General features: G+C 67.7%; 22 protein-coding genes. 9 read left to right on the top strand and 13 right to left on the bottom strand.

The features are described 5' to 3' along the window. Position 1: 1 nt before the first annotated feature. From queD to HWX14_RS29840, 3 genes are all read left to right on the top strand, one after another. Entirely contained in the window at positions 2-454 is a 453-nt protein-coding gene (gene queD / locus HWX14_RS29850; protein ID WP_006477472.1) for a 6-carboxytetrahydropterin synthase QueD, read from the top strand. Positions 455-792: 338 nt separating this feature from the next. Then, positions 793-1,578 (top strand): HpcH/HpaI aldolase/citrate lyase family protein, encoded by a 786-nt coding sequence (locus HWX14_RS29845; protein ID WP_175885885.1) that lies wholly within the window; start codon positions 793-795, stop codon positions 1,576-1,578. Next, entirely contained in the window at positions 1,575-2,327 is a 753-nt protein-coding gene (locus HWX14_RS29840; RefSeq protein ID WP_175885884.1) for a tetratricopeptide repeat protein, read from the top strand. The genes HWX14_RS29845 and HWX14_RS29840 overlap by 4 nt, the downstream gene beginning before the upstream one ends. A 69-nt stretch (positions 2,328-2,396) precedes the next feature. On the opposite strand, the gene rodA is transcribed toward HWX14_RS29840, so the two are convergent. The 5 genes from rodA to HWX14_RS29815 form a co-directional block, all read right to left on the bottom strand. Beyond that, positions 2,397-3,545, bottom strand: a complete 1,149-nt coding sequence (rodA, locus tag HWX14_RS29835) for a rod shape-determining protein RodA (protein ID WP_175885883.1) — start codon at positions 3,543-3,545, stop codon at positions 2,397-2,399. A gap of 11 nt (positions 3,546-3,556) precedes the next feature. Continuing rightward, positions 3,557-5,845: a penicillin-binding protein 2 gene (gene mrdA, locus HWX14_RS29830; protein ID WP_175885882.1), complete on the bottom strand. Its 2,289-nt coding sequence runs from the start codon at positions 5,843-5,845 to the stop codon at positions 3,557-3,559. A 101-nt stretch (positions 5,846-5,946) separates the two neighbouring features. Further along, positions 5,947-6,459 (bottom strand): rod shape-determining protein MreD, encoded by a 513-nt coding sequence (gene mreD, locus HWX14_RS29825; RefSeq protein WP_126363926.1) that lies wholly within the window; start codon positions 6,457-6,459, stop codon positions 5,947-5,949. Next, positions 6,456-7,532 carry a rod shape-determining protein MreC gene (gene mreC / locus HWX14_RS29820; protein WP_175885881.1) on the bottom strand — a complete coding sequence of 359 codons (1,077 nt, stop codon included), beginning with the start codon at positions 7,530-7,532 and terminating at the stop codon, positions 6,456-6,458. Before mreC ends, mreD begins: the two co-directional genes overlap by 4 nt. Positions 7,533-7,670: 138 nt before the next feature. Continuing rightward, complete coding sequence (locus HWX14_RS29815; protein ID WP_004189550.1) at positions 7,671-8,714, bottom strand: rod shape-determining protein; 1,044 nt, start codon at positions 8,712-8,714, stop codon at positions 7,671-7,673. Positions 8,715-9,081: 367 nt separating this feature from the next. Between HWX14_RS29815 and gatC the strand changes: the two genes are divergently transcribed. From gatC to HWX14_RS29790, 5 genes are all read left to right on the top strand, one after another. Beyond that, complete coding sequence (gene gatC / locus HWX14_RS29810) at positions 9,082-9,381, top strand: Asp-tRNA(Asn)/Glu-tRNA(Gln) amidotransferase subunit GatC (protein ID WP_006485929.1); 300 nt, start codon at positions 9,082-9,084, stop codon at positions 9,379-9,381. Between the two features lie 69 nt (positions 9,382-9,450). Next, positions 9,451-10,941: an Asp-tRNA(Asn)/Glu-tRNA(Gln) amidotransferase subunit GatA gene (gene gatA, locus HWX14_RS29805; protein WP_175885880.1), complete on the top strand. Its 1,491-nt coding sequence runs from the start codon at positions 9,451-9,453 to the stop codon at positions 10,939-10,941. 4 nt (positions 10,942-10,945) lie between these two features. Continuing rightward, positions 10,946-12,421 carry an Asp-tRNA(Asn)/Glu-tRNA(Gln) amidotransferase subunit GatB gene (gene gatB, locus HWX14_RS29800; protein ID WP_175885879.1) on the top strand — a complete coding sequence of 492 codons (1,476 nt, stop codon included), beginning with the start codon at positions 10,946-10,948 and terminating at the stop codon, positions 12,419-12,421. A gap of 118 nt (positions 12,422-12,539) precedes the next feature. Next, a complete protein-coding gene (locus HWX14_RS29795) occupies positions 12,540-13,379 on the top strand; it encodes a polyphosphate kinase 2 family protein (protein WP_175885878.1) in 840 nt (279 codons plus the stop codon). 41 nt (positions 13,380-13,420) lie between these two features. Continuing rightward, positions 13,421-14,194, top strand: coding sequence for an exodeoxyribonuclease III (locus tag HWX14_RS29790; protein WP_074802007.1), 774 nt, complete (start codon positions 13,421-13,423; stop codon positions 14,192-14,194). A 103-nt stretch (positions 14,195-14,297) separates the two neighbouring features. On the opposite strand, the gene HWX14_RS29785 is transcribed toward HWX14_RS29790, so the two are convergent. Continuing rightward, on the bottom strand, positions 14,298-15,350 hold the full coding sequence (locus HWX14_RS29785) for an NAD(P)-dependent alcohol dehydrogenase (RefSeq protein ID WP_069618219.1): 1,053 nt from the start codon (positions 15,348-15,350) through the stop codon (positions 14,298-14,300). 228 nt (positions 15,351-15,578) lie between these two features. On the opposite strand from HWX14_RS29785, the gene HWX14_RS29780 reads away from it, so the two are divergent. Next, complete coding sequence (locus HWX14_RS29780) at positions 15,579-16,523, top strand: AraC family transcriptional regulator (RefSeq protein WP_175885877.1); 945 nt, start codon at positions 15,579-15,581, stop codon at positions 16,521-16,523. Positions 16,524-16,560: 37 nt separating this feature from the next. Here the strand turns inward: HWX14_RS29780 and HWX14_RS29775 are convergent, their stop codons facing one another. The 7 genes from HWX14_RS29775 to argB all read right to left on the bottom strand — a co-directional run bounded on the left by HWX14_RS29775 (position 16,561) and on the right by argB (position 23,488). Beyond that, complete coding sequence (locus tag HWX14_RS29775; RefSeq protein WP_175885876.1) at positions 16,561-17,616, bottom strand: M48 family metallopeptidase; 1,056 nt, start codon at positions 17,614-17,616, stop codon at positions 16,561-16,563. Continuing rightward, on the bottom strand, positions 17,606-19,027 hold the full coding sequence (locus HWX14_RS29770) for an AmpG family muropeptide MFS transporter (RefSeq protein WP_175885875.1): 1,422 nt from the start codon (positions 19,025-19,027) through the stop codon (positions 17,606-17,608). The genes HWX14_RS29775 and HWX14_RS29770 overlap by 11 nt, the downstream gene beginning before the upstream one ends. A gap of 116 nt (positions 19,028-19,143) precedes the next feature. Beyond that, entirely contained in the window at positions 19,144-19,752 is a 609-nt protein-coding gene (gene metW / locus HWX14_RS29765; protein WP_175885874.1) for a methionine biosynthesis protein MetW, read from the bottom strand. After that, a complete protein-coding gene (locus tag HWX14_RS29760; RefSeq protein ID WP_175885873.1) occupies positions 19,749-20,894 on the bottom strand; it encodes a homoserine O-acetyltransferase in 1,146 nt (381 codons plus the stop codon). Before HWX14_RS29760 ends, metW begins: the two co-directional genes overlap by 4 nt. A gap of 274 nt (positions 20,895-21,168) precedes the next feature. Continuing rightward, entirely contained in the window at positions 21,169-21,834 is a 666-nt protein-coding gene (gene slmA / locus HWX14_RS29755; RefSeq protein ID WP_175885872.1) for a nucleoid occlusion factor SlmA, read from the bottom strand. Then, complete coding sequence (locus tag HWX14_RS29750) at positions 21,801-22,592, bottom strand: pyrimidine 5'-nucleotidase (protein WP_175885871.1); 792 nt, start codon at positions 22,590-22,592, stop codon at positions 21,801-21,803. Before HWX14_RS29750 ends, slmA begins: the two co-directional genes overlap by 34 nt. Then, the gene (gene argB / locus HWX14_RS29745; RefSeq protein WP_175885870.1) at positions 22,589-23,488 is read right to left on the bottom strand and encodes an acetylglutamate kinase; all 900 of its coding nucleotides are present in this window, start codon (positions 23,486-23,488) and stop codon (positions 22,589-22,591) included. The genes HWX14_RS29750 and argB overlap by 4 nt, the downstream gene beginning before the upstream one ends. Positions 23,489-23,711: the final 223 nt, after the last annotated feature.

Below are 23,711 nucleotides of genomic sequence, written 5' to 3'. Positions count from 1 at the left end.
CGTGCTGATTACCCGAAAACTCGAATTCGACGCGGGCCACCGCATTCCCGATCACCGCAGCCAGTGCAGGAACCTGCACGGTCATCGCTACGTGCTCGAAATCACGCTGCGCGGCGATCTCGTCGATACCGAGGGCGCGCCCGACCGCGGCATGGTGATGGATTTCGCCGACGTGAAGGCGCTCGCGATGGAGCACCTCGTCAGCAAGTGGGACCACGCGTTCCTGGTCTATGCGCGCGACGACGTCGTGCGCTCGTTCCTCGAGCAGATGGCCGACCACAAGACCGTCGTGATCGACCGGATCCCGACCGTCGAGAACCTCGCGGCGATCGCGTTCGACCTCCTCGCGAACGTGTACGACGCGCACTACGGCGTGAACCTGCGCCTCGAGCGCGTGCGGCTGTACGAAACGCCGAACTGCTGGGCCGACGTCGAGCGCCAGCCCGGCCGCTGAGCCTGCCTGCCCCGGCAGCCCCGCCGTCCGGCGCGGGCTGCTTGTCACCGCGCCTAGCGGTGTCGCCTCCCGCCGTCCCGCGCCGGCACGGCTTCCCCCGTCTGTTCCCGCATCGAGCACCCGCCGCGCTATGATCGTCGTGCGGCACCGAAAAACGCTCGCGTGAGCCATCGCGCGGCCCGGGCTGTCAGATCGGCCGTCCCGGGCCGACTCACGTTCTCCGGCGCGCGATCTGCCGCCGCCACCGTGCTTCGGTTGCCCGGCGGCGTGTATTCCGCTTTCCGCTTCGCCTGTTGCTTGTCCCGTTCGATTGCCGTTCCGTTCCGGAGGCCGTATCGATGAGCACGCTCACCAATTCCCTCAAACAACGCCTGCGCGACGGTGACGAGCCGCTGTACGGCCTGTGGCTGTCGCTCGGCAGCGACTCGGCCGCGGAAGCGCTCGCGCATGCCGGCTACGACTGGCTCTGCATCGACATGGAGCATGCGCCGAACGACAGTCGCGACGTGGCGTCGCAACTGCGCGCGATCGCCGCGGCGCACCTGCCGAGCGAGCCGGTCGTGCGCGTGCCGGCGCGCGAGCCGTGGCTCGTGAAGCGCGCGCTCGACGCCGGCGCGCGCACGCTGATGTTCCCGTGTATCGAGACACCCGACGACGCCGCGCACGCGGTGCGCCTCACGCGCTTTCCGTCGCCCGACACGCCCGACGGGCTGCGCGGCGTGGCCGGCATGGTGCGCGCGGCGGCGTTCGGCATGCGCCGCGACTACCTGCAGACGGCGAACGCGCAAGTCGCGGTGATCGTGCAGGTCGAATCGGCGCGCGGCGTCGACGAGGTCGAGCGGATCGCGGCGACGCCCGGCGTCGATTGCCTGTTCGTCGGGCCGGCCGATCTCGCGGCGAGCCTCGGGCACCTCGGCGATATCCGCCACCCGGACGTCGAAACCGCGATCGCGCGCGTGCTCGCGGCCGGCAAGCAGGCGGGCGTCGCGGTCGGCATCTTCGCGGGCGACACGGCGGCCGCGCGCCAGTATCGCGACGCCGGTTACCGGATGATCACGGTGTCGGCCGACGTGAGCTGGCTGTTGCGCGCGACGCGGCAGGCGTTGCAGGAGGTACGGTCATGAACGGGGCAGACGCTGCGGGCCGCAGGCGCGCGCGGATCGGGGCGATGGTCGGCCTGTGGGCCGTGTGGGCGGCGGCCGCCGCGCAGGGCGCGCCGCAAGCGAAGCCCGATCCGTCGCACGAGACGCAATCGGCGGTCGCCGACTACAACGCCGGCGACTATCGCGCGGCGCTCGTGCAATTCCACGATGCGGCCGAGCGCGGCGATCGCCTCGCGCAGTTCAACTACGCGATGATGCTGCTGACGGGCGAAGGCGTGACGGCGAACGTCGACGAAGGACTGCGCTGGCTGAAGCGCGCGGCGGAGGCGAACATGTCGCATGCGCAGTACGTGTACGGCCGGATGTTCGACGATGGCGAGTTCGTCGCGCGCAACCCGACCGAAGCGCATCGCTGGTTCCTGCGGGCCGCGAAGCAAGGGCACGTGCAGGCCGAGCTGTCGCTCGCGAACCAGTTCCTCGACGGGCGCGGCACGCCGCGCGACAACCGGCAGGCGTTCATGTGGTACAAGCAGGCCGCCGACGCGGGCGAGCCCATCGCGCAGTACGTGACCGCGTCGTTCTACGAGCGCGGCGGCGACGGCGTCGCGCAGAACCTGAACATCGCGCGCGCGTATTACGCGGCGGCGGCCGCGCAGGGAGACGAGACGGCCGGGCTGAAATTCAAGGAATTGAGCGCGCGGCTGAAGGCGCCGACGCCGGCATCGGGCGCCGGCGCGGAGCCGGGCAAGCCGCACGCGCCGCCGCAGTAGGCGGCCCTCGCTCAATGAAGAAACGGCGCCGGGGCGCCGTTTTCGTGTGCCGCGGTGCAGGCCGCGCGCTCAGCTCTTCATCAGCCGCCGCTGCCGCCCGACGCTCATGATCATCCCGATCGCGATGCCGAGCGTCGTGAGCGCGGTGCCGCCGTAACTCATGAACGGCAGCGGCACGCCGACGACCGGCAGCACGCCGCTCACCATCCCGATGTTGACGAACGCATAGACGAAGAACGCGAGCGTGAGCGAGCCCGCGAGCAGCCGGCCGAACAGCGTCGCGCCCTGCGCGGCGATGTAGAGCCCGCGCGCGATCAGCGCCATGTACAACGTCAGCAGCACGAGCCCGCCGGCGAGCCCCCATTCCTCCGAGAACACCGCGAAGATGAAGTCGGTGTGCTTTTCCGGAATGAATTCGAGGTGCGCCTGCGTGCCTTTCAGGTAGCCCTTGCCGAGCACGCCGCCCGAGCCGATCGCGATCACGGCCTGGATCGTGTGGAAGCCCTTGCCGAGCGGGTCGGACGTTGGGTCGAGCAGCGTGCACACGCGATGCTTCTGGTAGTCGTGCATCAGCGGCCACTGTACTTCGGGCTGGCAGATGCGTTCCTCGAACACGGCGATCGAGCCGACCGCGATCACGCCCGCGACGAGCACCGGCACGATCAGCTTGAACGACAGGCCGGCGAGGTAGATCACGAAGAGGCCGGCCGCGAACACGAGCAGGCCGGTGCCGAGGTCGGGCTGCTTCGCGATCAGCCCGACCGGCACCATCAGAATCCCGAACGCGGCGACGAAGTCGTACCAGCGCACGCCGCCTTCGCGGCGCTGGTAGTACCACGCGAGCATCAGCGGCGTCGCGATCTTCAGGATTTCCGACGGCTGGATCACGACGCCGACGTTCAGCCAGCGCTTCGCGCCCTTCTTGGTCATCCCGAACAGCGCCACCGCAATCAGCAGTGCGACCCCGAACGTGTAGAGCGGGACCGCGAAGCGCATCAGCGTGGTCGGCGGGATGTTGGCGATCACCCACATCAGCACGAACGTCAGCAGGATGTTGCGCAACTGGTCCTCGACGCGGCCCGGCATGTCGATCGACGCGCTGTACAGCGTGACGATGCCGACGCACAGCAGCAGGAACACGATGAGGGCGAGCGGGCGGTCGAAGCCCGCGAACATCTGCTTGATCTTGTCGAGCCAGGCGCGCTTGTCGAATTGCATGCCTTTCTCCGTTAATGAGCGGTGCCGGCGTCTGCCGCTTTCGCGGGGGCCGTCGCACGGTGGTTGTCGTCCCGCGGCGTGGCGACGACCGGCTGCGCGTCGCTGGCGGGCCGGCGCGGCCGGTGCGGGCGCCGGATCGGCGGCAGGCTCGCGGCCCTCGGCGCCGCGGCGCTCGCGTCGGCCGGCGCCGTGGCGCTGGCATCCGCCGCGCCCGAGGCGCCCGAAGCACTCGATGCGGCCGATGCCGCGTCGGCCGCGCTGGCCGCCGACGGCACGACCGGCGGCGGCAGCGCGGTGAAGCCGGCCGCGATCGTGGCCGGTTTCGACGTGTCGCCGACCACGGGCGCGCTCACCGGCTCGGTCGCCGACGCCGCGGCGGCCACGGCCGCCGCCTCGTTCTTCGGGTTCTGGCGCTCGACCAGGTAGTAGTCGAGCACGCGGCGTGCGATCGGGCCGGCGGCCTGCGCACCCCAGCCGCCGTTCTCGACGACCAGCGCGATGGCGATCTGCGGATGGTCGACCGGTGCGTACGCGATGAACAGCGCGTGGTCGCGCAGGTGTTCGGCGAGCAGATGGCCCTTGTAGTTCGAGCCCTGCAGCGAGAACACCTGCGCGGTACCGGTCTTGCCGGCCGCGAGGTACGGCACGCCGCGGAACACCTTGTACGCGGTCCCGGACGGGTTTTCGATCACGTTCTCCATCCCGCGCTTCACGACGTCGATGTCGGCCGCCTTCAGCGGGATCACCTCGCTTTCCTTCGGCACGGTCAGGTGGCGCGCCCGCGAGATCGGATCCTCGACTTCCTTCACGAGGTGGGGCTTCATCACGACGCCGTTGTTCGCGAGCGTTGCCGTGGCGTGCGCGAGCTGCAGGATCGTGAACGAGTTGTAGCCCTGGCCGATCCCGAGGCTGATCGTCTCGCCGTCGAACCACTTCTGCTGGGCGGCCTTCTTGAACGCCTTCTTCTTCCAGTCGGTCGACGGCAGGATCCCGCGCGCCTCACCCTGGATGTCGATGCCGGTGATCTGGCCGAAACCGAACGGCTTCATGAAGTTCGCGATCGCGTTCACGCCGAGGTCGCGCGCGAGCATGTAGAAGTAGGTGTCGTTCGACACCATGATCGCCTTGTTCATGTCGACCCAGCCCTGGCCCGAGCGCACGTCGTTGCGGAACGTGTGGCCGCCGAACGTGAAGTAGCCGGGATCCTGGAAGCCCCAGCCCGGCGTGCGCTTGCCGAGCGTCAGGCCCGCGAGCGCCATGAACGGCTTGTACGTCGAGCCGGGCGGGTAGGTGCCGTGCAGCGGGCGGTTCAGCAGCGGCTTGTCGGGCGAGTTGTTCAGCTCGTCCCAGGTCTGCTGGTCGATGCCGTCGACGAACGAGTTCGGGTCGAAGCTCGGCGACGACACGAACGCGAGCACGTCGCCCGTCTTCGGCTCGATCGCGACGAGCGCGCCGCGCTTGCCGGCGAACGCCTGCTCGGCGACCTGCTGCAGCCCGATGTCGAGCGACAGCACGAGGTTGTTGCCGGGTGTCGCCTGCGTGCGCGACAGCGTGCGCACCGGCCGGCCGCCGGCCGTCACCTCGACTTCCTCGAAGCCGGTCAGCCCGTGCAGCTCGGTTTCGTAGCTCTGTTCGACGCCGATCTTGCCGATGTAGTCGGTGCCCTTGTAGTTGTTCGCGTCGCGGCGCGGATCGTAGTGTTCCTGGTCGCTGTCGTTGTCGTCGCTCATCGCGTCGATGCGATCCTGGTCGCGCTTCGAGATCCGGCCGATATAGCCGATCACGTGCGCGGCCGTCATGCCGAGCGGGTACTGGCGGAACAGCCGCGCGCGCACGTCGACGCCGGGGAAGCGGAAACGCTGCGCGGTGAAGCGCGCGACTTCGGCGTCGGTGAGCCGCGTGCGGATCGGCAGGCTCTCGAAGTTCTTCGAGTCTTCCTGCAGCTTCTTGAAGCGGCGGCGGTCGCGGGCGTCGATCGGGATGATCTCGGACAGCTTGTCGATCGTGTTGTCGAGCGTGTCATCGAGCTTCGACGGCGTGATCTCGAGCGTGTACGCCGAGTAGTTCTTCGCGAGGATCACGCCGTTGCGGTCGGTGATGATCCCGCGGTTCGGCACGATCGGCGCGACCGAGATGCGGTTTTCCTCGGCCTGCAGCGCGTATTTGCCGTGCTGCATCAGCTGCAGGTAGAAGAAGCGGCTCGCGAGCAGCCCGAAGCAGACGAACACGAACACGCCCGCCGCCGCGACGCGCAGGCGGAACCTCGAGAGCTGCTGTTGGGTGTCGTTGAATTCGGTCATTTAAGGGCAATCTGGCCCGCGCGCGGGCGCGGGCGAGGTGCCGCCCCGGAGCGCGGCGCGCGGCGGGCGTGGGGGCGGCGGGTATTCAAGGTCGGTCCGGCTCAGATCGGGCGCGTATCGTCCGGGTCGACCGGGCGGCGTTGCGGCATCAGCAGCAGGTGGCTCGCGATCGGCCACAGCGCGGCTTCGACGAAACCGTCGACGAGGTAGCGCCAGCCGGGGAACGCGGCGCCCATCAGCAGGCGGATCACGAACGGCACGAGCTGCGCGGCGACCAGCAGCGGCGTGACGTACAGCACCTGCACGCCGATCGGCATCCACAGCACGCGGCGGTGGATCGTGATCGCGCCGTACGACAGCAGCGTATAGGCGAGCGCGTGCTCGCCGAGCAGTCCCGCGTCATGCACGTCCATCAGGATGCCGAGCGCGAACGCGACGCCCATCCCGACCTTGCGCGGCTGGTGGACGTTCCAGAACAGCAGCACGAGCGCGACGAAGTCGGGCACGCCGGGCAGGCGGCCCCACGGCATCAGGTTCAGCAGGAACGCGGCGGCGAGGCTGAAGACGATGAAGTACGGATTGACCGGCTGCAGGATGTATTGCGGGCGGTTCATCGCTGGGCTCCTGATTGCCCGGCCGCGGGCTTCGCGGGCGCGGCGGCGGGCTGGGCCGGCGCGGCGGGGGCCGCGGGCGCCGGCTTCGCGCCGGGCGGGGCCGCGGCGGCCGGCTTCGCGTTCGCGTCGGCCTTGTCGGCTTTCTCGGCCTTGTCGCCCTTCGCGGCGGCTTTCGCGCCCTTCTTGCCCTTCGCGTTCTTGTCGGTGGCGGGATCGGGCTCGGCCGGGCGCGGCGGGATGTCGTTGCGGTAATGCAGCACGAGCATCTGGCGCGCGCCGCGCACGGCCGCGACCGGCGCGCAGGTCACGCGGGCGAACGCGGTATCGGCGAGCTTGTCGACGCGCGCGACCTTCGCGACCGGCAGGCCGGGCGGATAGACGCCGTCGAGGCCGCTCGTGACGAGCTCGTCGCCGGCGACGAGATCCGCGCTCGTCGGCACGAAGCGCAGGTCGAGCGAATCGCCCTTCGGCGTGCCGTAGATCACGCTGCGCAGGCCGGTGCGCAGCACCTGCACGGGAATCGCGAGATCGCGGTCGGTGACCAGCGTGACTTCGGATTGCAGCGGGAACACGCGCGTGACCTGGCCGACCACGCCGTCCTCGCTGACGACGGGCGAGCCGTCCTGGATGCCTTGCTGCGAGCCTTGCCCGATCACGATCTTCTGCGTGAACGGGTCGCTCGTGTCGTACTGGATCTCGACCGGCGTCGATTGCGTCGCGATGTGCTGGCGCAGCTCGAGCACCGCGCGCAGGTGCGCGTTTTCCTGCGTGAGCACGGCGGCCTGGTTGGCCTGCGTGGACAGTTGCAGGTTGCGCTTGCGGAGGTCGTCGTTCTCGTGGCGCAGCGACGCGCCGGTGACGGCGATGTCGGCCGCGCCCATGAACAGGTCGCGCGGCACGAGCGCCGCGCGTTGCAGCGGGTAGAGCACGGTGCCGAGCACGCCGCGCACGATTTCGAGCGTGCTGAAGCGCGCGTCCGACACGAGGAGCGCGATGGCGAGGGCGACGAAGAAGATGAGCCGCGCGAGCGCGGGCGGACCTTGCTTGAAGAGGGGCGGCGGACTGTATTCCATGGTCGGCGCCGGGCGCGTGTGATCGGTTAAATAATGCTCAGACGCGCAAACGGCGCGGCGGTTCGTTCTGAACGAGCGATCCGGCCACGCCGCGGGTGCGTCATATCAAACGGGACTGCTTAGGCGATCACTCGGCGATCACTCGTACGAGAAGATGCTGCCCAGCTTGTCCATGCGCTCGAGCGCCATGCCCGAACCGCGTACGACGCAGGTGAGCGGATCTTCGGCGACGAGCACCGGCAGGCCGGTTTCTTCCGCGAGCAGGCGATCGAGGTCGCGCAGCAGCGCGCCGCCGCCCGTCAGCATCATCCCGCGTTCGGCGATGTCGGCGCCGAGTTCCGGCGGCGTCTGTTCGAGCGCGATCTTCACCGACGACACGATCTGGTTCAGCGGATCGGTCAGCGCTTCGAGGATTTCGTTGCTGGAGATCGTGAAGCTGCGCGGGATGCCTTCCGACAGGTTGCGGCCCTTCACTTCCATTTCCTTGACTTCGGAGCCCGGGAACGCGGAGCCGATTTCCTTCTTGATCGCCTCGGCCGTTTGCTCGCCGATCAGCATCCCGTAGTTGCGGCGGATGTAGTTGACGATCGCCTCGTCGAACTTGTCGCCGCCGACGCGCACCGAGCCTTTGTAGACGATGCCGCCGAGCGAGATCACGCCGACTTCGGTCGTGCCGCCGCCGATGTCGACGACCATCGAGCCGGTGGCTTCCGACACCGGCAGGCCCGCGCCGATCGCGGCCGCCATCGGCTCCTCGATCAGGTAGACCTGCGATGCGCCGGCGCCGTGCGCCGCTTCCTTGATCGCGCGGCGCTCGACCTGGGTCGAGCCGCACGGCACGCAGATGATGATGCGCGGCGACGGCGAGAACATGCGCGACTCGTGGGCCGTCTTGATGAACTGCTTGATCATCTGCTCGGTGACGGTGAAGTCGGCGATCACGCCGTCCTTCATCGGGCGGATCGCCTCGATGTTGCCCGGCACCTTGCCGAGCATCTGCTTGGCTTCCTTGCCGACCGCCTGGATCGTCTTCTTGCCGTTGGGGCCGCCTTCCTGGCGGATCGACACGACGGACGGCTCATCGAGCACGATGCCCTTGCCGCGCATGTAGATCAGGGTGTTTGCGGTGCCGAGGTCGATCGCGAGATCGTTGGAGAAGTAGCTGCGCAAAAAACCGAACATTCAGAATCCTGTTTCGCTCTGGGCCGGCCCTGCATAGCGAGCGCTGAGGGCGGCAGCGGAAAAAATAACAGCCTCGGGAAGCGTGGCGGAAGCGGCCGCCGCGGCGCACGAAGCTGCGAGTGATGTCTACCGGGGATCGCACGAAGCACGCACGGCTTGCCGGAACAAGGCGAAACGGTGCGGGAAAAGGCTGCCGGGTTTGGGTCGAACGCGTAATGATACCTTATAATTTCTCGGTATTTGAATCGAAACGGGCGGTATTTTTGCCGCTTCGGCCCCGATTTTTGAGGGTGGGATCGCACCCTCCAACCCCCCGCCGCAGTGCTGCTGTCGATGCGCTGCGCAGCCTTGTTTTTCCGGTGATCGCATGGCCCTGACCCTGACCGATGTGAAACGCATCGCGCACCTGGCGCGACTCGAAATGGCCGACGCCGACGCCGAGCACATGCTCGGCCAGCTCAATGAATTCTTCGGCCTCGTCGAACAGATGCAGGCGGTCGACACCGCCGGCATCGCGCCGCTCGCCCACCCGATCGAACAGATCCAGGAAGTCGCGCAGCGCCTGCGCGACGACGCCGTGACGGAAGTCGTCGATCGCGACGACAACCAGCGTCCGGCGCCGGCCGTCCAGGACGGCCTCTATCTCGTGCCGAAGGTGATCGAGTAAGCATTCGATGACAAGCGCGCCGGCCGTCCAGCGCCGCGCGCCACCCAGAATTCCCAGGAAAACCACTCAATGCACGCAAAAAGCCTGACCGAACTGCGCGCCGCGCTCGCCGCCAAGGAATGCTCGGCCGTCGAGCTCGCGCAGCACTATCTGAAACGGATCGACGCCGCGCGCGACCTGAACGCGTTCGTCCACGTCGACGCCGACCTCACCCTCGCGCAGGCGAAAGCCGCCGACGCGGAGCTCGCGCGCGGCGCGGGCGGCGCGCTGACCGGCCTGCCGATCGCGCACAAGGACGTGTTCGTCACGCGCGGCTGGCGCTCGACCGCCGGCTCGAAGATGCTCGCGAACTACGAGAGCCCGTTCGACGCGACCGTCGTCGCCCGCCTGCAGGCGGCCGGCATGGTCACGCTCGGCAAGACCAACATGGACGAGTTCGCGATGGGCTCGTCCAACGAGAATTCGGCGTTCGGCGCGGTGAAGAACCCGTGGGACACGAACGCGGTGCCGGGCGGCAGCTCGGGCGGCAGCTCGGCCGCCGTCGCCGCGCGCCTCGCGCCGGCCGCGACCGGCACCGACACCGGCGGCTCGATCCGCCAGCCCGCGTCGTTCGCGGGCGTGACGGGCATCAAGCCGACCTACGGCCGCGTGTCGCGCTACGGGATGATCGCGTTCGCGTCGTCGCTCGACCAGGGCGGCCCGATGGCGCAGAGCGCGTCCGATTGCGCGCTGCTGCTGAACGCGATGGTCGGCTTCGACGAGCGCGACTCGACGAGCCTCGAGCGCGACGACGAAGACTTCACGCGCCACCTCGGCCAGCCGTGGGCGGCCGGCAACGACGCGGGCAAGCCGCTCGCGGGCCTGCGCATCGGTTTGCCGAACGAGTATTTCGGCGCGGGCCTCGCCGACGACGTGCGCGCGACGATCGACGCGGCGCTCAAGCAATATGAGGCGCTCGGCGCGACGCTCGTGCCGGTGTCGCTGCCGAAGACGGAACTGTCGATCCCCGTGTACTACGTGATCGCGCCGGCGGAAGCATCGTCGAACCTGTCGCGTTTCGACGGCGTGCGTTTCGGCCACCGCGCCGCGCAGTACGGCGACCTGCTCGACATGTACAAGAAGTCGCGTGCCGAAGGCTTCGGGCCGGAGGTGAAGCGCCGGATCCTGGTCGGCACGTACGTGCTGTCGCACGGCTACTACGACGCGTACTACCTGCAGGCGCAGAAGATCCGCCGCATCATCGCGAACGATTTCCAGGAAGCGTTCAAGTCCTGCGACGTGATCATGGGCCCGGCGTCGCCGACGGTCGCATGGGATCTCGGCGCGAAGGGCGACGATCCGGTGCAGATGTATCTCGCGGATATCTACACGCTGTCGGTGAGCCTCGCGGGCCTGCCCGGCATGAGCGTGCCGTGCGGCTTCGGCGCGGGTGCGAACGCGAAGCGCCCGGTCGGCCTGCAGATCATCGGCAACTATTTCAACGAAGCCCGGATGCTGCAGGTCGCCGACGCGTTCCAGCGCGCGACCGACTGGCACAAGCAAGTACCGGCAGGGGTGTAAGCATATGGCTACTCAGTGGGAAGTCGTTATCGGTCTCGAGACGCACGCGCAACTGTCGACCGTCTCGAAGATTTTCTCGGGCGCATCGACGCAGTTCGGCGCCGAGCCGAACACGCAGGCGTGCCCGGTCGACCTGGCGCTGCCGGGCGTGCTGCCGGTGCTGAACCGCGGCGCGGTCGAGCGGGCGATCCGCTTCGGCCTCGCGATCGGCTCGACCATCGCGCCGCGGAGCATCTTCGCGCGCAAGAATTATTTCTACCCCGATCTGCCGAAGGGCTATCAGATCAGCCAGTACGAGATTCCGGTCGTGCAGGGCGGCCAGATCACGATCCAGGTGCCGGCCAACGAAAAGGCCGGCAAGGAAGCGTACGAGAAGACGGTCAACCTGACCCGCGCGCACCTCGAGGAAGATGCGGGCAAGTCGCTGCATGAAGACTTCGCCGGGATGACGGGGATCGACCTGAACCGCGCGGGCACGCCGCTGCTCGAGATCGTCACCGAGCCGGAAATGCGCAGCGCGGCCGAGGCCGTGGCCTATGCGAAGGCGCTGCACGCGCTCGTCGTGTGGCTCGGCATCTGCGACGGCAACATGCAGGAAGGCTCGTTCCGCTGCGACGCGAACGTGTCGGTGCGCCCGGTCGGCCAGGAGAAGTTCGGCACGCGCGCGGAAATCAAGAACCTGAACTCGTTCCGGTTCCTCGAGGAAGCGATCAACTACGAAGTGCGTCGTCAGATCGAGCTGATCGAGGACGGCGGCGAAGTCGTGCAGGAAACGCGCCTCTACGATCCGGACAAGCGCGAGACGCGTTCGATGCGCAGCAAGGAAGACGCGCACGATTACCGCTACTTCCCCGACCCCGACCTGATGCCGCTCGTGATCGGCCAGGACTGGGTCGAGCGCGTGCAGTCGGGCATGCCCGAGCTGCCGGCCGCGATGCAGCAGCGCTTCGTCGACGAGTACGGCGTGTCCGCGTACGACGCGGGCGTGCTGACGTCGAGCAAGGCGATGGCCGCGTACTTCGAGTCGGTGGTCGCGAAGGCCGGCGCGGCGAACGCGAAGATCGTCGCGAACTGGCTGATGGGCGACGTGTCGTCGCAACTGAACCGCGACGGCATCGAGATCGACGCGATCCCGGTGTCGGCCGCGCAGCTCGCGCTGTTGCTGCAGCGCATCGCCGACGGCACGATCTCGAACAAGATCGCGAAGGAGATCTTCGCGACGATCTGGGACGAGAAGGCGACCGACGACGGCGCGGCCGACCGCATCATCGACGCGAAGGGCCTGAAGCAGATCTCCGACACCGGCGCGCTGGAAGCGATCATCGACGAAGTGCTCGCGGCGAACGCGAAGTCGGTCGAGGAATTCCGCGCGGGCAAGGAAAAGGCGTTCAACGCGCTGATCGGCCAGGCGATGAAGGCGACCAAGGGCAAGGCCAATCCGCAGCAGGTCAACGAACTGCTGAAGAAGAAGCTCGGCTGAGCATGCGCGCGCGTCTGAACCGCGCTTGACGACGGGCCGCTCCGAACCAGTTCGGGGCGGCCCGTTGCGTTTGGTGGATGCGTTATCGTATGCATCGCACCGTCCAACGGAGGAACGAATGGCGAAACAACCGTCGCTCGACGATTTCCGCGTGCCATACAGCACGCGCGACAAGGAAGCCGCCGCATTCAAGCTCGATGCGTTCGACCCGGCCGCGAAGCCGTTTTCGTCCGGTTCGAAGGAGGCCGACCGCGAACGGCTGTCGGTCGTGTCGACCGAGCTCGACGTGCAGCAGGAGCGCCTGCACACGCAGCAGAAGAAGCGCGTGCTGCTCGTGCTGCAGGGCATGGACACCAGCGGCAAGGACGGCACCGTGCGCGCGGTGTTCCGCGAGGTCGACCCGCTCGGCCTGCGCATCGTGCCGTTCAAGGCGCCGACGCCGATCGAGGCCGCGCACGACTTCCTGTGGCGCGTGCATGCGCAGGTGCCGGCGGCCGGCGAACTCGCGATCTTCAACCGTAGCCACTACGAGGACGTCCTCGTGCCGCGCGTGCTCGGCGCGATCGGCGACAAGGAGTGCGAGCGCCGCTACCGGCAGATCCGCGATTTCGAGACGATGCTGTCCGAGAACGGCACGACCATCATCAAGTGCTTCCTGCACATCTCGAAGGACGAGCAGCGCGCGCGGCTGCAGGCGCGCATCGACGACCCGACCAAGCACTGGAAATTCGACATCTCCGATCTCGACGCGCGCAAGCACTGGGATGCTTACCAGTCCGCGTACCGCGACGCGCTCGCCGCGACGTCGGCCGAGCATGCGCCGTGGTACGTGATCCCGGCGAATTCGAAGACGCACCGCAACGTGATGATCGCCGAGTTGCTGCTGCGCACGATGACCGACATGAAGCTGGAATTCCCGCCGCCGAAGCCCGAGCTCGAAGGCGTGAAGATCCGTTAAGCTGCTCCCCTGTAAAAACATCGAACTGAACGGAACCCGACATGATGCGAGTGATTACCGCCAACCTGAACGGCATCCGCTCCGCCGCGAAGAAGGGCTTCTTCGACTGGCTCGGCGAACAGAACGCCGATTGCGTATGCGTGCAGGAAATCAAGGTATCGGCCGACGACCTGCCGGCCGAATTCGTCGAGCCGCACGGCTTCAAGAGCTATTTCCACCACGCCGAGAAGAAGGGCTACAGCGGTGCGGGCGTATACAGCCGCCGCGAGCCCGATGACGTGATCATCGGTTTCGGCAGCAGCGAGTTCGATCCCGAAGGGCGCTACGTCGAGGCGCGCTACGGCAAGCTGTCGGTCGTGTCGGTGTACGTGCCGTCCGGTTCGAGCGGCGAGGAGCGCCAGCAGGCGAAGTACCGCTTCATGGCCGAATTCATGCCGCACCTCGCCGCGCTGAAGAAGAAGCGCGAGGTGATCCTGTGCGGCGACGTGAACATCGTCCACAAGGAAATCGACATCAAGAACTGGAAGAGCAACCAGAAGAACTCGGGCTGCCTGCCGGAAGAGCGCGAGTGGCTCACGAAGCTGTTCGACGACGTCGGCTACGTCGACGTGTTTCGCACGCTCGATCAGCGCCCCGAGCAGTACACATGGTGGAGCAACCGCGGCCAGGCGTACGCGAAGAACGTCGGGTGGCGGATCGATTACCAGATCGCGACGCCGGGCGTGGCCGGGACCGCGAAAAGCACATCGATCTTCAAGGACATCAAGTTCAGCGATCATGCGCCGCTGACGATCGATTACGACTACACGAAGTGAGGCGCGGGGCTGCGCCTGGCGCCTAGGCGGATGGCGCGAGGATGCAAAACGGGCCGCATGTCGAACATGCGGCCCGTTTCGTTTGGGGCGTTTGACGCGACGCTTACTGCTTGAGCGACGCCATATCCACGACGAACCGGTACTTCACGTCGCTCTTCAGCATCCGCTCGTAAGCGGCGTTGATCTGCTGCATCGGAATCGTTTCGATATCCGACGTGATCCCGTGTTCCGCGCAGAAGTCGAGCATTTCCTGCGTTTCAGCGATCCCGCCGATCAGCGAGCCCGCGAGGCGGCGGCGCTTGAAGATCAGGTTGAACACCTGCGGCGACGGATGGTCGTGCTCCGGCGCGCCGACGAGCGTCATCGTGCCGTCGCGCTTGAGCAGGTGCAGGAACGGGTTCAGGTCGTGCTGCGCGGCGACCGTGTTCAGGATGAAGTCGAAGCTGTTCAGGTGCGCATTCATCTGCGCTTCGTCCTTCGAGATCACCACTTCATGCGCGCCGAGCCGCTTGCCGTCCTCGATCTTCGACGGCGACGTCGTGAACAGCACGACGTGCGCGCCCATCGCGCGCGCCAGCTTCACGCCCATGTGGCCGAGGCCGCCGAGACCGACGATGCCGACCTTCTTGCCGGGGCCGACGTTCCACTGCCGCAGCGGCGAGTAGGTCGTGATCCCCGCGCACAGCAGCGGCGCGGCGCCGGCCGGGTCGAGCGTGTCCGGCACGCGCAGCACGAACGCCTCGTCGACGACGAGCTGCGTCGAATAGCCGCCGTACGTGATGTCGCCCGTCACGCGGTCCTGGCCGTTGTAGGTGCCGACGAAGCCGTTCTCGCAATACTGCTCGAGGCCTTCCTCGCAGCTCGCGCAGGTGCGGCACGAATCGACGAGGCAGCCGACGCCGACCAGCTCGCCGACCTTGAAGCGCGACACCTGCGGGCCGGTCGCGGTCACGCGGCCGACGATTTCATGGCCCGGCACGACCGGGTAGATCGTATTGCGCCATTCGTTGCGGGCCTGGTGAAGATCCGAGTGGCAGACGCCGCAGTAGAGGACGTCGATCTGGACGTCGAGGTCGCGCAGCGCGCGACGCTGGAATTCGAACGGGGCGAGCGGCGATTGCGCATCGGTCGCCGCGTAGGCATAGGTTGTGCTCATGCAATGGGCTCCTTGTCCGGAAAAATATCCGGTGAAACGGACTGCCGCCGCACCATGTGGCGATGCGGCGAGACAGGTGCCTATCGTAAGGAGCGCACCGCCGCGGCGAAATACATGAAGGTCTTGAAGGTTTGCCTATTTCTCTCGAATTGCGCGCGAACGACCGTCAAAACGCGTTCAAGGTGCTAAATTGCGAGCCAGATTCTCTTGCCGGACAGGACCACGCAGATGAGCTTCCAGCCCCTTTTTGCCGACTCGGGCGACCGCGTGCAGCGCCGCATGATCGAGCTGCACACGCGCCTCGCGCCGAACGAGGGCGACACGCTCGCGGCGCTCGACGGCGTGCGCTTTTTTCGCGTGAGCCGTCCCGCGCCGCGCATGCCCGTGCTGTACGAACCGAGCATCATCGTCGTGTGCCAGGGGCGCAAGCTCGGTTATCTCGGCGACCGCTCGTTCGTGTACGACGCGCAGCAGTACCTGGTGCTGTCGGTGCCGCTGCCGTTCGAATGCGAGACGTTCGCGAGCATGGAGGAGCCGTTTCTCGCGATCTCGATCCGCGTCGATCTCGCGGTGATCGCCGAGCTCGCGATCCTGCTCGACGAGACGCTCGGCGCGGCGATCAGCGAGCCGCTCGGCGTCTATTCGACGCCGCTCGACGCGCCGCTGGCCGACGCGGTCGTGCGGCTGCTCGAAGCGCTCGCGTCGCCGCACGACACGCGCGTGCTGGGGCCGGCGATCATGCGCGAGATCGCGTATCGCGTGCTGACCGGCGAACAGGGCGACGCGATGCGCGCGGCGCTCGTGCAGCAGCATCATTTCGGCCGCATCGCGAAGGCGTTGCGGCGCATCCATGCGGAGCTGAGGGCCGATCTCGACGTCGAGACGCTCGCGCGCGAAGCCGGGATGAGCCTCGCGGTGTTCCACGCGCAGTTCAAGCACGTGACGGCGACGTCGCCGATGCAGTACGTGAAGGCCGCGCGGCTGCACCAGGCGCGGTTGATGATGGTGCGCGACGGCGTGGGCGCCGGCGCGGCGGCCGCGCGGGTCGGCTATGCGAGCGCGTCGCAGTTCAGCCGCGAGTTCAAACGGCTGTTCGGCCGCAGCCCCGGCGATGAAGTGCGCTGGATGCGTGACAGCGGGGTGCGCCCGGCGATGGCCGACGCGCACGCGTAGCGTCCGGCGTCGCGCGACGGCTCAGCGCCTCAGCGCCTCAGCGCCGCACGATCTTGCGCCGCTGCGCGCTGATGCCTGCGTAGTCGGGCAGCGATTCGACGCGTTTGCCGGTCGCCTTCGCGTACAGCGGCATCAGGTCCGGCAGCCGGTTCAGCAGATCCTGGCGGCGCGCCGCGCTGTACGGGTGCGTGTAGATGAAGCCCGACGCCTTGTTCGCGCGCGTCGCGACCGCGAGCTTGTCCCACAGCGTGATCGCCGCGCGCGGATCGAAGCCCGCGCGTGCGGCGATGTCGCCGCCGATCACGTCGGCTTCGGTTTCGTCGGTCGGATCGTAGTGGAGCGACTGCAGGCGCTCGCCGAGATTCAGCGCCTGCGGCAGCGGATCGCCGACGCCGAACAGCGGCGGCAGCGCGGCCGCGCGCAGCGACGTCTGCGAGGTCACGCCGAAGTTGCTGCGCGCGTGTTCGCGCAGCGCATGCGCGATGCCGTGTGCGAGCAGCACGCCGAGCTCGTCGTCGTTCAGGCGCACGCGGTCGAGCATGCCGCCGTACACGAGCACCTTGCCGCCCGGCAGGCAGGTCAGGCGGATGTCGCGCGAGCGGATCACGTTCACGTCCCATGCCCAGCTTTTCACGCGATCGTTCCACTTCACCGAATACGGCGCGAGCTTCGCGACGATCGCGCGCAGGCGTTTCACGCGCGGCTGGTTCGCGCTCAGCAGGCGGTTGCTGTCGGCGGCCGTCTGCACGATCTGCGCGTATTCGTTCGCGGTGAGCTGTTCGAGCAGCGGCGACGGGATTAGCGTGCGGAACGCGATCGCGTTGCCGTAGCGGACCTGCTGCGGCGTCGGCGTATAGGCCTTCGCCGGCGCCGCGGCGCCGGTCGGCTGCGCGCCTTCGGCGGCGGACGGGGGGACCGGCGCGGCAGAGGTTGCAGCAGCGGGCGGCGCGGCCTGCGCGGCAGCCGGTGCGGAGCCTGGCGCGGTCGCGCCGGTGTCGGTCGCGTGCGCGCCCGTCGCGGCCAGCGCCGCCGCGGCGCCGACGCTCAACGCAGCCGCCGCGTGTGCGAGACGATGCAGGCGGTTACCGCGCACGGCTCGCCTCGCCGTTGCGCGCGGTGCCGTTCCACGGCGCGATCTTGAACAGCAGCAGCATGCCGGGAATCGCGAGTGCGGTGCACACGATGAAATAGTCGTACCAGCCGATCTTCGCGACGACGAAACCGCTCGCGGCCGACGCGAGCGTGCGCGGCACCGACGCGAGGCTCGTGAACAGCGCGAACTGCGTGGCCGTATAGCGCGGGTCGGTCGTGCTCGCGATATACGCGACGAATGCGGCCATCGTCAGGCCGGTCGTGAAGGTTTCGAAGCCGTAGACGATCGCGAGCGCGACCGTCATCGGGCTGAACTGCGGCGCGACCGCGATGCCGAACACCGACAGCGCGGACGCGATCGCATGGCTCGTCGACACGGTGAAGTCGTACAGCACCGCGAGCACCGGCGAGCCGGGGCCGAGCTGCGCGAGCCACGCGAAGCCGAGTGTCGACACCATCTGCAGCGCGCCGAAGATCCACAGCCCGCGGCCGATGCCGATCTTCACGAGCCAGATGCCGCCGATGATGCCGCCGGCGACGCTCGCGACGAGCGCGGTGGTCTTCGCGACGATGCCGATCTCGGTGCGCGTGAAGCCGATGTCGAGGAAGAACGACGTCGACAGCGTGGTCGCCATCGTGTCGCCGATCTTGAACAGGAAGATGAACGCGATGACGAACAGCGCGCCGGCCCAGCCGTCGCGCTGGATGAATTCGCGGAACGGCAGCACGATCGCGTCGCGCAGGTTGCGCGGCGGCGCGCCGACCACTTCCGGCTCGCGCACGACGAGCGTCATCAGGATGCCCGGCAGCATGAACGCGCCGGTGATCGCGAACACGGCGTCCCACGGCAGGTGGTCGGACAGGATCAGCGCGAGCGACCCGGGGATCAGCGCGGCGAGCTTGTACGCGTTCACGTGCACCGCGTTGCCGAGGCCTTGCTCGGTGTCGCGCAGCAGTTCGCGGCGATACGCATCGATCACGATGTCGGCGCTCGCGCCGAAGAACGCGACGAGCGTCGTGAGCGCGGCCACCGTCCAGATCGAGTCGCGCGGCGACACGAAGCCGAGCGCGGCGATCGCACCGGCGACCAGCAGTTGCGTGAGCAGCAGCCAGCCGCGCCGGCGGCCCGGCCGCCAGCCGGGCAGGCGCGGGATGTAGCGGTCCATCAGCGGCGCCCACAGGAACTTCCACGTATACGGGAACTGGATCAGCGCGAACAGGCCGATTTCCTTCAGGTTCACGCCCTCGGAGCGCAGCCATGCCTGCACGAGGTAGACGAGCGTGAAGAGGGGCAGGCCGGACGTGAAGCCGAGGAACACGCAGATCAGCATGTGCGTGTTCAGATAGGCGCGCCAGCCGGGGTGATCCTCGTGAGCGGTGAGTGCGGGCGCCTCGTGTGGCGTTTTCGACATGGACAGGAACTGGGTAGCGTTGACTGATGGCGGCGGCAGCGCAGACGGCGCGCACGGCGCAGGAGGGGCGGCCGCGCGCGTGGGCGGGCCGGATCTTCCGTCAACGGCTCCCCGGCTCAGCTGCGCTTGACGCGATAGACAGCAAGACTACCACGCCAGTTCGCTCCCCATCGAATCGGCTGGCCTTCGTGCAGCACGACGCGGTCGAGGATCGTGACGCCCACTTCGGGCGCCAGCGCCTCGAAATCCTCGATCGTCAGCACCCGCACGTTCGGCGTGTTGTGCCATTGGTACGGCAGCGATTTCGACACCGGCATCCGGCCGTTCAGCACCGACAGCCGGTGCGACCAGTAGCCGAAGTTCGGGAACGACACGATGCACTCGCGGCCGACGCGCGCCGTTTCGCGCAGGATCGCGGCCGTCTGGTGGATCGTTTGCAGCGTTTGCGACAGGATCGCGATGTCGAAGCTGTGGTCCTCGAACAGGCGCAGGCCGTCCTCGAGGTTCTGCTGGATCACGTTGATGCCGTTCTTCGCGCTCGCGAGCACGCCCGCGTCGTTCAGTTCGATCCCGTAGCCGGTGACGTCGAGTTCTTCCATCAGCAGCGCGAGCAGCGAGCCGTCGCCGCAGCCGAGGTCGAGCACGGTCGAGCGCGGCTCGACCCAGCGCGCGATCGTGCGGAAGTCCGCGCGCGCGGACAGGGAATTCAGCGCTTGCTGGTTCATGCTCCTACCTCGTTGGCGATTCGTTCGTAATACGCGCGGATCAGGTTGTGATAGCGCGCGTCGTCGAGCAGGAATGCGTCGTGGCCGTGCGGTGCGTCAATTTCCGCGTAGCTGACCGTACGCTTGTTGTCGAGCAGCGCCTTCACGATCTCGCGCGAACGCGCCGGCGCGAAGCGCCAGTCGGTCGAGAAGCTCGCGATCAGGTATTTCGCCTGCGTGCGCGCGAGCGCGGCCGTCAGGTTGCCGTCGAATGCTTTTGCCGGATCGAAGTAGTCCAGCGCGCGCGTGATCAGCAGGTACGTGTTCGCGTCGAAGTAGTCGGCGAACTTGTCGCCCTGGTAGCGCAGGTACGACTCGACCTCGAACTCGACGTCGAAGCTGAAGTTGTACGCGTCGAGCGCGCCGTCGGCACGGCGCAGCGCGCGGCCGAATTTCTCGGCCATGTCGTCGTCGGACAGGTACGTGATGTGGCCGATCATCCGCGCGACGCGCAGGCCGCGCTTCGGCTTCACGCCGTGCGCGTAGTAGTCGCCGCCGTGAAAATCGGGATCGGACAGGATCGCCGAGCGCGCGACTTCGTTGAACGCGATGTTCTGCGCGGACAGCTTCGGCGTCGACGCGATGTCGATGCAGTGCGCGACGCGCTCCGGATACATCAGGCTCCACGCGAGCGCCTGCATGCCGCCGAGGCTGCCGCCCATCACCGCGGCGAAGCGCTCGATGCCGAACGCGTCGGCCACGCGCGCCTGCGCATGCACCCAGTCCTCGACGGTCACGACCGGGAACTTCGCGCCGTACGGCTTGCCGGTCGACGGATCGATGCTCATCGGGCCGGTCGAGCCGAAGCACGAGCCGAGGTTGTTCACGCCGATCACGAAGAAGCGGTTGGTGTCGAGCGGCTTGCCGGGGCCGACCAGGTTGTCCCACCAGCCGGTGCTGCGCGGATCGTCCGCGTAGACGCCGGCGACGTGGTGCGACGCGTTCAGCGCGTGGCACACGAGCACCGCGTTCGAGCGTGCGGCGTTGAGCTCGCCGTACGTCTCGACGACGAGCTGATAGCTGCCGAGCACACTGCCGCTTTGCAAGCGCAGCGGTTCGGCGAAGTGCATGGTCTGTGGAGCGACGATGCCGATCGATTCCATTCGTTCCGCCTTATGACTGGGCGGCTAAACGGTGTCGGCGATGCGCGGAGGCGAAGGTGCGCGGCTGACGACCTCTTTAGCCGCATTTGTAGTGAACCGCCGGGGGACGACGCATGACGCATCAAAGGCCCCGGCCGGTTCGCGCGCCCGCAATCGAGTCAGCAAATCGGCGCGCTTCCGACCTGCCGCCAAGGGGGCGGCAAGTCGGCAAAGTATAGCGGAAATTGCGAAGCCCGGATTCGGGCGCGTGGCCGGGCGTACCGTCACGCGTCGGTCACTGCAGGATCAACCGCAGATGCGCATCGGCCTGCTCGCCCGGCGGCTTCTGGAACCCGCCCTTCGCGAACCGATGCCACCTGCCGATCACATAACTGACGAGCAGGCTCGCCCGCGCGCCGGGATCGTAGTCGGCGGGCAGCACGAACGGCGTCGCGCCGTCCGGTGGCGCATTCGCCTCCGTACGCGCAACCCGCAGGCATTGCTTGACGGTCGCCTCGATCCGGTCGAGCAACTGGTTCACGCGCTCGGTCAGCCGCTCGTCCTCGCCGACCAGCGCCTCGCCGGTCAGCACGCGCGTCATCCCCGGGTTCTTCGCGGCGAAATTGAGCATCGTGAGCGCGATCGTGCGGGCCTGCAGCACGCCGTTCGGCTCCTTCGCGACGATCTGGTTGACGAGCCCGAACAGCGCCTGCTCGATGAACTCGATCAGCCCTTCGTACATCTTCGCCTTGCTGGCGAAGTGCCGGTACAGCGCGGCTTCCGATACATCGAGCCGCGCCGCGAGCGCGGCCGTCGTGATTTTCTCGGGTTTCGGGGCCTCGAGCATCGCCGCGAGCGTCTGCAGGATCATCACGCGGCGTTCGCCCGGCTTCGGGCGCGGGCGCGAGGGTGTGGCCTGGCCTTCCGTTACGGCTTGGTCCTGCGGGTAAGTCGGCTGCATTTTTGTCGCCCCGATCGTGTGCCCAGTCGCAGCGATTTTAACGAACGAATGCGCTGGTCGACATAATGAGGGCGTCCGGTCGCCGGCAGATGGCCGGGCAGGTGGCCGGTGATCCATATCGTGCCGATGCCCAGACGCTTGTAGCGCTTCAGGTGGCTGCGCGTATCCTCGACGAGGATCGCGTCGGCGAACCGCACATGCGCGGCGCGCAGTGTCCGGCGCAGCATCGCATGGTCGGGCTTCGCGCGCCACATGCGGCGGTCGCGCATGTGCTCGATCGCGATCACGCGCTCGAACAGCCGCTCGATGCCCAGCTCGCGCAGCACCGCGCGCGCATAGTTCTCCGGCGCATTGGTCAGCACGAACTTGCGACCCGGCAGCGCGGCGACGATTCGCGCGAGGCCGCGCTCGGCGCGTACCATCGCGGGCAAGTCGGAAAACGTGTGGACCACGCGCAGGAAGTCGTGCGGATCGATCGGATGATGGCGCGTGAGGCCGAGCAGCGCGGCGCCGTAGCGCTCGGTGTAGCCGTTGCGCAGGCGGTCGGCTTCCGCGTGCCCGACCTGCAGCGCGTCGATGATGTATTGCGTCATCGCACGGTTGATCTCGGGAAAGATCGCGTGCGATGCGTGGTGCAGCGTATTGTCGAGATCGAACAGCCAGACGGGCGCGCCGGCGCGCGGCCGGCTGCGGGAGATGCGCCGGCGTCGCAATGACGCCGGCAGGTCGGTAGGGGAGGGGGGGCGGCGCGCGCTCAATGCGAGCGGATCATCGTGCCGAACGGCTGCTCGGTCAGGATTTCCAGCAGCACCGAGTGCTCGATCCGGCCGTCGACGATGTGCACCGACTTCACGCCGCTCTTCGCCGCGTCGAGCGCCGACGAGATCTTCGGCAGCATGCCGCCGGAGATCGTGCCGTCCTCGAACAGCGCGTCGATCTCGCGGGCGGACAGGTCGGTCAGCAGGTTACCGTCCTTGTCCATCACGCCCGGGATGTTGGTCATCATCAGCAGCTTCTCGGCGTTCAGCACCGTGGCCAGCTTGCCCGCGACGAGATCCGCGTTGATGTTGTACGACAGGCCGTCCTGGCCGAGGCCGATTGGCGAGATGACCGGGATGAACGCGTCGTCCTGCAGCGCCTTCACGACCGCCGGGTTGATCGCCTCGACTTCGCCGACCTGGCCGATGTCGATGGTCTGGCCCGGGTTGTCGCGGTCCGGCATCAGCAGCTTGCGCGCGTGGATCAGGCCGCCGTCCTTGCCCGTCAGGCCCACCGCGTGGCCGCCGAAGTGGTTGATCAGCATCACGATGTCCTGCTGCACTTCGCCGCCCAGCACCCATTCGACGACTTCCATCGTCTCTTCGTCGGTGACGCGCATGCCCTGGATGAAGGTGCCGGCCTTGCCGATCTTCTTCAGCGCGTGATCGATCTGCGGACCGCCGCCGTGGACGATCACCGGGTTGATGCCGACCAGTTTCAGCAGGATCACGTCGCGCGCGAAGCCTTGCTTGAGCCGCTCTTCCGTCATCGCGTTGCCGCCGTATTTGATCACCACGGTCTTGCCGTGGTAACGGCGGATGTACGGCAGCGCCTCCGCGAGGATTTCTGCTTTCAGCGTGGGGGCGATCTGCGAGAGGTCGATGGGCTCGGACATGGCGGCGGCTCTGGCTGGGAACGGTTGAAACAGGGCGAATTGTACAGGAGTGGCGCAGCGCAGCATCGGGTTTTTGGGCCGGCCGGAACACGGGCGGCGCGACGCGGCAGCGCACGCGGCGGCCCCGCCGGCTATGGCGCGGCGCGATTCGGGCGGCACCGCGCGGGTGGCGCCGGCGGGCCGGCGCGCGCGCGTTTGCGACGAACCTCGGCCAGGCGGCCGG

It is taken from the genome of Burkholderia sp. BCC0044, assembly GCF_902832955.1.
Lineage (GTDB): Bacteria > Pseudomonadota > Gammaproteobacteria > Burkholderiales > Burkholderiaceae > Burkholderia.
This window is presented reverse-complemented; position numbering and strand designations above follow the sequence as displayed.

Excerpts from the sequence above, each read along its gene's own strand:
- HWX14_RS29845 (WP_175885885.1), top strand. The coding sequence starts at position 793 with ATGAGCACGCTCACCAATTCCCTCAAACAACGCCTGCGCGACGGTGAC.
- HWX14_RS29840 (WP_175885884.1), top strand. The coding sequence starts at position 1,575 with ATGAACGGGGCAGACGCTGCGGGCCGCAGGCGCGCGCGGATCGGGGCG.
- rodA (WP_175885883.1), bottom strand. The coding sequence starts at position 3,545 with ATGCAATTCGACAAGCGCGCCTGGCTCGACAAGATCAAGCAGATGTTC.
- mrdA (WP_175885882.1), bottom strand. The coding sequence starts at position 5,845 with ATGACCGAATTCAACGACACCCAACAGCAGCTCTCGAGGTTCCGCCTG.
- mreD (WP_126363926.1), bottom strand. The coding sequence starts at position 6,459 with ATGAACCGCCCGCAATACATCCTGCAGCCGGTCAATCCGTACTTCATC.
- mreC (WP_175885881.1), bottom strand. The coding sequence starts at position 7,532 with ATGGAATACAGTCCGCCGCCCCTCTTCAAGCAAGGTCCGCCCGCGCTC.
- HWX14_RS29815 (WP_004189550.1), bottom strand. The coding sequence starts at position 8,714 with ATGTTCGGTTTTTTGCGCAGCTACTTCTCCAACGATCTCGCGATCGAC.
- gatC (WP_006485929.1), top strand. The coding sequence starts at position 9,082 with ATGGCCCTGACCCTGACCGATGTGAAACGCATCGCGCACCTGGCGCGA.
- gatA (WP_175885880.1), top strand. The coding sequence starts at position 9,451 with ATGCACGCAAAAAGCCTGACCGAACTGCGCGCCGCGCTCGCCGCCAAG.
- gatB (WP_175885879.1), top strand. The coding sequence starts at position 10,946 with ATGGCTACTCAGTGGGAAGTCGTTATCGGTCTCGAGACGCACGCGCAA.
- HWX14_RS29795 (WP_175885878.1), top strand. The coding sequence starts at position 12,540 with ATGGCGAAACAACCGTCGCTCGACGATTTCCGCGTGCCATACAGCACG.
- HWX14_RS29790 (WP_074802007.1), top strand. The coding sequence starts at position 13,421 with ATGATGCGAGTGATTACCGCCAACCTGAACGGCATCCGCTCCGCCGCG.
- HWX14_RS29785 (WP_069618219.1), bottom strand. The coding sequence starts at position 15,350 with ATGAGCACAACCTATGCCTACGCGGCGACCGATGCGCAATCGCCGCTC.
- HWX14_RS29780 (WP_175885877.1), top strand. The coding sequence starts at position 15,579 with ATGAGCTTCCAGCCCCTTTTTGCCGACTCGGGCGACCGCGTGCAGCGC.
- HWX14_RS29770 (WP_175885875.1), bottom strand. The coding sequence starts at position 19,027 with ATGTCGAAAACGCCACACGAGGCGCCCGCACTCACCGCTCACGAGGAT.
- metW (WP_175885874.1), bottom strand. The coding sequence starts at position 19,752 with ATGAACCAGCAAGCGCTGAATTCCCTGTCCGCGCGCGCGGACTTCCGC.
- HWX14_RS29760 (WP_175885873.1), bottom strand. The coding sequence starts at position 20,894 with ATGGAATCGATCGGCATCGTCGCTCCACAGACCATGCACTTCGCCGAA.
- slmA (WP_175885872.1), bottom strand. The coding sequence starts at position 21,834 with ATGCAGCCGACTTACCCGCAGGACCAAGCCGTAACGGAAGGCCAGGCC.
- argB (WP_175885870.1), bottom strand. The coding sequence starts at position 23,488 with ATGTCCGAGCCCATCGACCTCTCGCAGATCGCCCCCACGCTGAAAGCA.